Source organism: Clostridium sp. (assembly GCF_051654825.1).
In the GTDB taxonomy this organism is placed as follows: domain Bacteria; phylum Bacillota; class Clostridia; order Clostridiales; family Clostridiaceae; genus Clostridium.
Genome location: NZ_JBOFYU010000249.1, coordinates 1 through 8,099, shown reverse-complemented (window position 1 = coordinate 8,099; position 8,099 = coordinate 1). Strand labels below are relative to the sequence as shown.

Annotated in this window: 5 protein-coding genes; all 5 read left to right on the top strand. The window is 29.2% G+C overall.

Going from position 1 to position 8,099, the window contains the following annotated elements; genetic code table 11:
• Positions 1-49 precede the first annotated feature (49 nt).
• The gene (locus tag ACRDBA_RS15400; protein WP_438573816.1) at positions 50-3,253 is read left to right on the top strand and encodes a ligand-binding sensor domain-containing protein; all 3,204 of its coding nucleotides are present in this window, start codon (positions 50-52) and stop codon (positions 3,251-3,253) included.
• A 122-nt stretch (positions 3,254-3,375) separates the two neighbouring features.
• Positions 3,376-3,678: a hypothetical protein gene (locus tag ACRDBA_RS15395; RefSeq protein ID WP_438573815.1), complete on the top strand. Its 303-nt coding sequence runs from the start codon at positions 3,376-3,378 to the stop codon at positions 3,676-3,678.
• Between the two features lie 178 nt (positions 3,679-3,856).
• On the top strand, positions 3,857-4,705 hold the full coding sequence (gene licT, locus ACRDBA_RS15390; protein ID WP_438573814.1) for a BglG family transcription antiterminator LicT: 849 nt from the start codon (positions 3,857-3,859) through the stop codon (positions 4,703-4,705).
• A gap of 173 nt (positions 4,706-4,878) precedes the next feature.
• Positions 4,879-6,528: a PTS transporter subunit EIIC gene (locus tag ACRDBA_RS15385; protein ID WP_438573813.1), complete on the top strand. Its 1,650-nt coding sequence runs from the start codon at positions 4,879-4,881 to the stop codon at positions 6,526-6,528.
• Positions 6,529-6,609: 81 nt separating this feature from the next.
• The coding region (gene ptsG / locus ACRDBA_RS15380; RefSeq protein WP_438573812.1) for a glucose-specific PTS transporter subunit IIBC at positions 6,610-8,099 on the top strand (1,490 nt) is incomplete at its 3' end.

Here is an 8,099-nt window from a genome sequence, read left to right as displayed (position 1 = left end):
TGGGGAATTTTGTTATAATTTATATGAATTTGTTATGTGGGGTAAATATATGGGTAAGTTAAGGCACAAAGTTATAGCAGTAATAGCTATATTTATTGCAATTACTTTTCAAAGTAATATAGTTCTAGCCATAAAAAATATAAATTTCAAAAAAATAACTATTGAAGATGGTTTATCACAAGCATCTATAGAATATTTATTTCAAGATAGTCGTGGATATATGTGGATAGGAACAAGTGATGGGCTAAATAGATATAATGGGCATGAAATAGAAATTTATAGGTATTCAGAAGATAGAGAAAATAGTATAACTTCAAATTATATAGCGGCAATAAATGAAGATAAATACGGTAATATATGGGTAGGTACAGCTAATGGATTAAATAAAATAAGTACAAAAACTAACGAGATAATAGGGTATATTCCAAAAAAAAATGGGTGCAATTTATCTCATCATAATATAACACAAATTTTTATTGATTCTAAAGGCGATATATATATAGGAACAGAAAATGGATTAAATGTTTATAATAAAGAAAATGATAATTTTGAAAGAATTTTATATTCAGAGGATGAGAAAGAAACTCTTACAAGTCAGTTTGTATATTCTATAGAGGAAGATATAAATGGAAACTTGTGGGTTGGAACAGATAATGGATTAAATAAGATAGATAGGGATACTGGAGAAATAACAAAAATTTATGCTGGAGAAAATAGTATAAGCAGTAATTTCATATATTCTTTATACACAGATTATCAGGGATATTTATGGGTATGTACATTTGGTGGAGGACTAAATAAAATAAATCTTAAAAATAACGAAGTGGAAGTATTTAAAAATAATCCAGAAGACAAGACGAGTATTCCAGGAGATTTTGTTAGAAATATTACAAGGGATCAAAAGGGGAATGTATGGGTTGCTACAGATAATGGTTTTTCTAAGTTGAATGAAGGAGATAACACATTTACTACTTATGAATCTAAGATATATGATCCTCAAAGTATTATAGATAATAATATACTTAGTTTAGTAGAGGATAATTCAGGAACAATTTGGGTAGGCACATATAGTGGAATAAGTCTTTTTAACCCTAACAATTTTTTTAATCACTTTAAACATAACCCTTTTAATAAAAACTCTTTATCATCAAATAGCTTAGCAGGTATATATGAAGATAATGAAGGGTTATTATGGATTGGTACAGTAGATAAAGGGGTTAATATTTTAGAGGAAGAAAGTGGAAATGTTATTAGGCTAGATTCAAATGATGGATTAAGTGATAATAATATTAAGAAAATAGTAGGAATAGATAATGAAATATGGATAGCAACAGAAAATGGGTTATCTAAAGTTGATAAGAAAACAAAAGAAATCACTAATTATAAAGTAGAAGATGGTGAGGGCTTAATCTATAACGACGTTAGGACTTTATTTATAGACAATGAAGGAGAGTTATGGATAGGAACAAGAAATGGTATTTGTAGCTTTAATAGAAAGGATAAGTTTACAGATTATACACCATTGTTAAGAGAACAGGGGATTAGTGAAAATATATTTTCTGATATCTTTCAAGATAAGGACGGAGATATATGGATTGGGTCAGGTTTAGAGGGTGGACTTATAAAATATAATAAGAAAACCAAAGAAATTAAAAATTATAAAAATAATCCAGAGGATAGTGAAAGCTTAAGTTTTAATTCTGTTAGATCAATTAACGAGGATAGTAAAGGAAATTTATGGGTAGCTACTCAGTATGGAGTAAATAAGTTTAATAAAGAAACAGAAAAGTTTACAAGATATACAGAGAAAGATGGTTTATCTAATAACTTTGTATATGGAATTTTAATTGATGATAAAGATGATATTTGGTTAAGCTCTAATTATGGAATATCAAAGTTTGATGTTGAAAATGAGAAATTCGTAAACTTTAATGTAACTGATGGGTTACAAGGAAATGAATTCAATGGATATTCATATTTTAAAAGCAAAAGCGGAGAGATGTTTTTTGGTGGAATAAATGGATTAACATCATTTTTACCAGCTGACTTAAATGAAACTACATATATTCCTAAGATAGAAATAGAAAGTATATTATCAGAAGGGGAAGCTCTTTGTCTATTTAAAGAATTGAATTTAACATACAAACAAGATCAATTACAAATTACATTTTTTATGCCAGACTATAGAAATACATCTAAAATACAATACGCATATAGACTTATTGGAGTAGATAATGAATGGGTGTTTTCTGAAAATAGAAATTATGCTAATTATACAAATTTAAATCCAGGAAGCTATATATTTGAAGTTAAAGGTCGTAATTCAAGTGGTGAATGGAGCGAACCAAAGAAGATAGATATAAGAATATCTAATCCTCCATGGAAAACACCAATAGCTTATTTGGTATATTTTTTGATATTTATTACAATACTATATATTATTTGGAATAGGGTTAAAATATTAGATGGATTAGTTAAGCAGAGAACATATGAGTTAGACAATAAACTTAAAGAAAATGAAGAATTATATTATAAGTTAATAAAGAATGAAAAATATAAAAATAATTATTTTGTTAACTTATCTCATGAACTAAGAACACCTCTAAATGTTATACTTTCAACGCAGCAATTAATAACTAATTTAAATGAAAGTGAAGATAATATTCCAAAAGAGAAGATAAGCTATTATATGGAGACTTTAAAAAGAAACTCTAATAGACTTTTAAAGCTTATAAACAATATTATTGATACATCGAAAATTGAATCAGGGTCATATAAATTAGATATAAGTGAAATAGATATAGTTTATTTAGTTGAGGAAGTAGCACTTTCTATGAAGGATTATATAGAAAGTAATGGAATAGAATTTATTATAGATCCAGAAATAGAGGAAAAAATAATAGAATGTGACTCTGGAGAAATTGAAAAATGTATAGTAAATCTAATTGCAAATGCTGTTAAATTTACACCTTATGGTGGAATTATAGAAATAAAATTGTTTGATAGAGATGATAAAGTAGAGATTTCTATAAGGGATACAGGTATTGGAATAGAGGAGAAGTACAGAGAAGCAATATTCAATAGATTTGGACAGGCTTATAATAATATATCTGAAGAACATGGTGGAAGTGGATTAGGATTAACATTAACTAAGCAATTAGTAAAACTACATTCAGGAGAGATAAAGCTAAAAACTGAAGTGGGAGAAGGTAGTGAATTTATTATAGTCTTACCTGTTAGACAAAATCGATAGAAATAGTAAATCGGACTTTTTAAATAATTAATAGTTTATTTAAAAAGTCTATTTTATTATAATAGTTTATTTGTTAAAATAATAAATAAAAATAAGTATTTATTTATTGGGGAGAATATAGTATGAGAGTAGTAAAAGCAGAAGTTATTGCAACTAGAAAAAAGGGTATAGATATTAAATTTAGTAATGGTATTAGAGATTTTATAGCATCAATAGATAAGGATAATTTAACAATAGAAAATATTAAAAGTAATCAATGTTACGTTAAGGTGTTTTCTATGATTAGAAATTGTTGTGCAGCTTATCCAGCTAGTGTTTTAGAAACAGGAATAAATAAAAGTGATGATGAAGAAATAAAGGAATTATTAAACGATTTGGTAGAAAAAATAGGAGAAGAATACATAAGAAAAATATTAAAAATCTAATTAGAAATATAAAAAAATATATATTGACAACGTTTCCGTACTATGGTAATATTAGTACATAAACAAAATATATGGATTGTTACTGTAAAGCAGGCAATACCTAAATTGAGAGACGTTATAGTTGTATCTTAATTTAGGTTTTTTATATTTCCGATATTAAGGAGTATATAGTGTAGGTATGATTGTAGAAAAAATTTTGAACAATAATGTTATTGCATCAACAGATCCTAAAACTAAAAAAGAAGTAATCCTTATGGGATGTGGAATCGCTTTTAAGAAAAAAATAGGACAGGAAGTAGATGAAGAAAAGATAGAAAAAACTTTTATTGTAGATGATAAAAGAATGGGTAATAAGATTAAGAAATTAATTAATCAAATCCCCGATGGTATCTTTGAATTATCTCATGAGATAATATCTCATGCTATTAAAGTTCTAGATAAAAAACTTGATAAGCAAGTTTATATATCTTTATCGGATCACATTGCATTTGCTCTTAAAAGATACAGAAACAAGGTTAAAATCCAAAATGATTTGTTAGACGAAATTAGAAGAATACATAAAGAAGAGTTTAAAGTTGCTCTTTGGGCGGTAGATTTTATTAATAAGAAATTAAAAATAGATTTACCAGAAGATGAAGCCGGATTTATAGCGTTACATTTAGTAAATGCAGGATATAATGAAACTGCAAAAGAGTCATTTGTTGCAACCAATGTAATAAAAGGTGTACTAAATATAATAAGGTACTATTATTCAGTGGAATTTAATGAAGATGATTTAAATTATGATAGGCTATTAACTCATTTAAAGTATTTTGCTAAAAGAGTTATAACAAATAATCAACATAAGGATAGTGATAATAATTTCATAGAATTAGCATCACAAAGTTATCCAGAAGCATTTGAATGTGCTTTGAAAATTAGATATTACATAGAAAATAATTATGACTATGAAGTGAATAATGATGAAATAGTGTATTTAACAATGCATATCCATAGGGTAATTTCAGTTTTAAGAAATGAAAGTTAATAGTTAAGATTGTTACTGTTATGCAGGCAAGACTTAGATTTATTAGAGTATATTTATATTTTATAGATAATTGCACATACTATCTATAGAAAAGTAAATGTATACTGCTCTAATAAATTTAGGTCTTTATTTTTTATAAAATTATTACTTTATTAAATAAGGAGGAATTATAAATGTTACAGTTCTTACAAAGAATAGGTAAAGCTATCATGCTTCCAATAGCAGCTTTACCAATAGCAGGTATTTTATTAGGAGTTGGTGGTGCTTTACTAGGAATAGCAGGTTTAGCAAATGCACCAGCAGTTTATCAACCATTAATAGCATTCGTTAATATACCAGTTGTTACTGCAATATTAACAATAATGAAAAACATCGGGGATATAGTATTTGGTAACCTACCTTTACTATTTGCAGTAGGTGTTGCAGTTGGTTTAGCTAAGAAGGATAAAGGAACAGCAGCATTAGCTTCTGTATTTGGATTCATAGTAATGAACCAAGTTATTTCAACACTTTTAACTTTAGGGTTAACTCAATTAGGTACAGTTACTCCAGATAACGTTGGTGCGTTTGGTACTTATGTTACAACAAACTTAGGAATATTTACATTAAACATGTCAGTATTCGGTGGTATTATTACAGGATTAGTTACAGCAATGTTACACAATAGATTCCATACAATTCAATTACCAGCAGTAATCGGATTCTTCTCAGGATCAAGATTCGTGCCGATAATAACAGCTTTAGTAATGGCTTTAGTTGGTGCAGTATTAGCATTCGCATGGCCAGTAGTTCAAAATGGTATTTCAGTACTTTCAGAATTAGTTAGAAACGCAGGTGCAATAGGAACATTCTTCTATGGAGTTATAGAAAGATCATTAATTCCATTTGGATTACATCACGTATTCTATACACCATTCTGGTTTGGATCATTTGTTGAAGGTCAAATCTTAGTTGATGGTGCTTGGCAAACAATTGCTGGAGCAAATACAGCTTACTTTGCACAATTATCAAGCATGGGTAGCTTAGTTGGTGCTTCATCAGACACAATGGCAACAGTAGTAAGTGGTACTACAAGATTCATGGCAGGTAAATTCCCATTCATGATGTTTGGTTTACCAGCAGCAGCATTTGCAATGTATAAGACAGCAGCTCCATCAAAGAAAAAAGTTGTTGGTTCATTATTAGTTTCAGCAGCAGTTACTTCATTCTTAACAGGTATAACTGAGCCATTAGAATTTACATTCTTATTCGTTGCTCCAGTATTATACGGAGTTCACTGTTTATTAGCAGGTTTATCATTCATGTTAATGGATGTGTTAAATGTATTCATAGGTATGACATTCTCAGGTGGTGTTATTGACTACGCATTATTCGGATTATTACCAGCAGGAGCAGGAGTTCCAACTAACTGGTTAATGGTTATCTTAGTTGGTGCAGTATATGCGGTAATTTACTACTTCTTATTCTACTTCATGATTACTAAGTTAAACTTAAAGACTCCAGGTAGAGATGAAAATGAAGGAGAAACTAAGTTATACAGTAAAGCTGATTACCAAAAATCAAAGACTGGTGGAAACGAAATAGTTGAAAAGGCTCCAGCAGTATTAGAAGCTTTAGGTGGAGAAGCTAACATAGTAAGTGTTGATGCTTGTATCACAAGATTAAGAGTAGAAGTTAAAGATAAATCAAAAGTGGATAAAAATACTTTAAAATCTCTTGGTGCAACAGGTGTTGTTGAAGTAGGTAACGGAATTCAAGCAATATTTGGTGCAAAAGCAGATGCATACAAGAACGAAATAAATGACATATTAGGCGTAAGCTAATAAATATACGCGTAAGCTAATAAATATAGGTGTTCCAAAAGTATAACTTTTGGAATACCTTTTTTTGATAGGGAGATTATTATGAAAGCTTTTTTTGAAAAGATATTTAGCTATTTGCAAATGATAGGTAGAGCGTTAATGTTACCGGTAGCATTATTACCAGCAGCAGGGTTGCTATTAGGAATAGGTTCAGTGTTTAAAAATTCTGAATTTATTAGTAAATTTCCTATGCTAGAAGCAGCTTGGATTCAATCAGCAACAAATGTATTATCATCTTCAGGAGATATTATATTTATGAATTTACCATTATTGTTTGCTGTAGGAGTTGCTATAGGGTTAAGTGATGGAGATGGCACAGCAGGATTAGCATCTATAGTTGGATTTTTAATAATGAACATGACAATGGGATCGATTTCGGGATTAACACGTGAAGTTATCCAAGGAAATCCTATGTACACTGAGGTGCTTGGAATACCTACTATTCAAACAGGAGTATTTGGAGGAATAATAATAGGGATAACTTCTTCAATACTTTATAAAAGGTACAAAAATATACAATTGCCACAGTTTTTAGGTTTTTTTTCAGGAAAGAGATTTGTACCGATTATCACAGCTATAGGATCATTAATAATTGGTCTTTTAATGGCTTGGATATGGCCAACTATTCAAAATGCATTATTTGATTTTTCAAGAAGTATGATTAATACTAATCAAACTATAGCAGCCTTTGTATTTGGGACAATAGAAAGAATGCTAATTCCATTTGGGTTGCATCATATATGGTATAACCCATTTTGGTATCAATTTGGAGAATACACTAGTTTAACAGGTCAAGTTGTTTTAGGCGATCAAAATATATTTATGGCACAATTGAAAGATGGTGTACAATTTACAGCAGGTACATTTATGACTGGAAAATTCCCATTTATGATATTAGGATTGCCGGCAGCAGCACTTGCTATGTATCATGAGGCATATGATGAAAAGAAGAGATTAGTTTCAGGATTATTCTTTTCAGCAGCACTAACATCATGTTTAACTGGGATTACAGAGCCAATTGAATTTATGTTTATTTTTGTAGCACCATTGTTATTTGGGATACATTGTCTTTTAGCAGGAATATCATTTGTTTCTATGCAATTATTAAATGTAAAGGTAGGTTTAACATTTTCGGGTGGATTAATAGATTTTATATTATTTGGTGTATTACCACATAGAACATCATGGTGGTTAGTTATAGTAGTTGGAGCACTTTTAGCTGTTATTTATTATTTCTTGTTTAGAATAATTATTAGAAAACTAGATTTAAAAACCCCAGGAAGAGAAGATGAAGAAATTTGTATAAGTGAAGAACTTAAAATGAATATTGAAAAAAGTGGCTTAGCAGGAGAAATACTATTAGCATTAGGTGGACCAAAGAATATAAAATACTTAGAGGCATGCATTACAAGACTAAGAATAGTTGTAAACAATCAAAAAAAGGTTGATGAAGAAAAGCTAAGAAAATTAGGTGCAACAGCTATTATGAAAATAGGTGATAGTATTCAAGCTATATTTGGACCACAATCAGA

Bases quoted from the DNA above. Each gene is read 5' to 3' on its own strand.
- ACRDBA_RS15395 (WP_438573815.1), top strand. From the start codon at position 3,376: ATGAGAGTAGTAAAAGCAGAAGTTATTGCAACTAGAAAAAAGGGTATA.
- ACRDBA_RS15385 (WP_438573813.1), top strand. From the start codon at position 4,879: ATGTTACAGTTCTTACAAAGAATAGGTAAAGCTATCATGCTTCCAATA.
- ACRDBA_RS15400 (WP_438573816.1), top strand. From the start codon at position 50: ATGGGTAAGTTAAGGCACAAAGTTATAGCAGTAATAGCTATATTTATT.
- licT (WP_438573814.1), top strand. From the start codon at position 3,857: ATGATTGTAGAAAAAATTTTGAACAATAATGTTATTGCATCAACAGAT.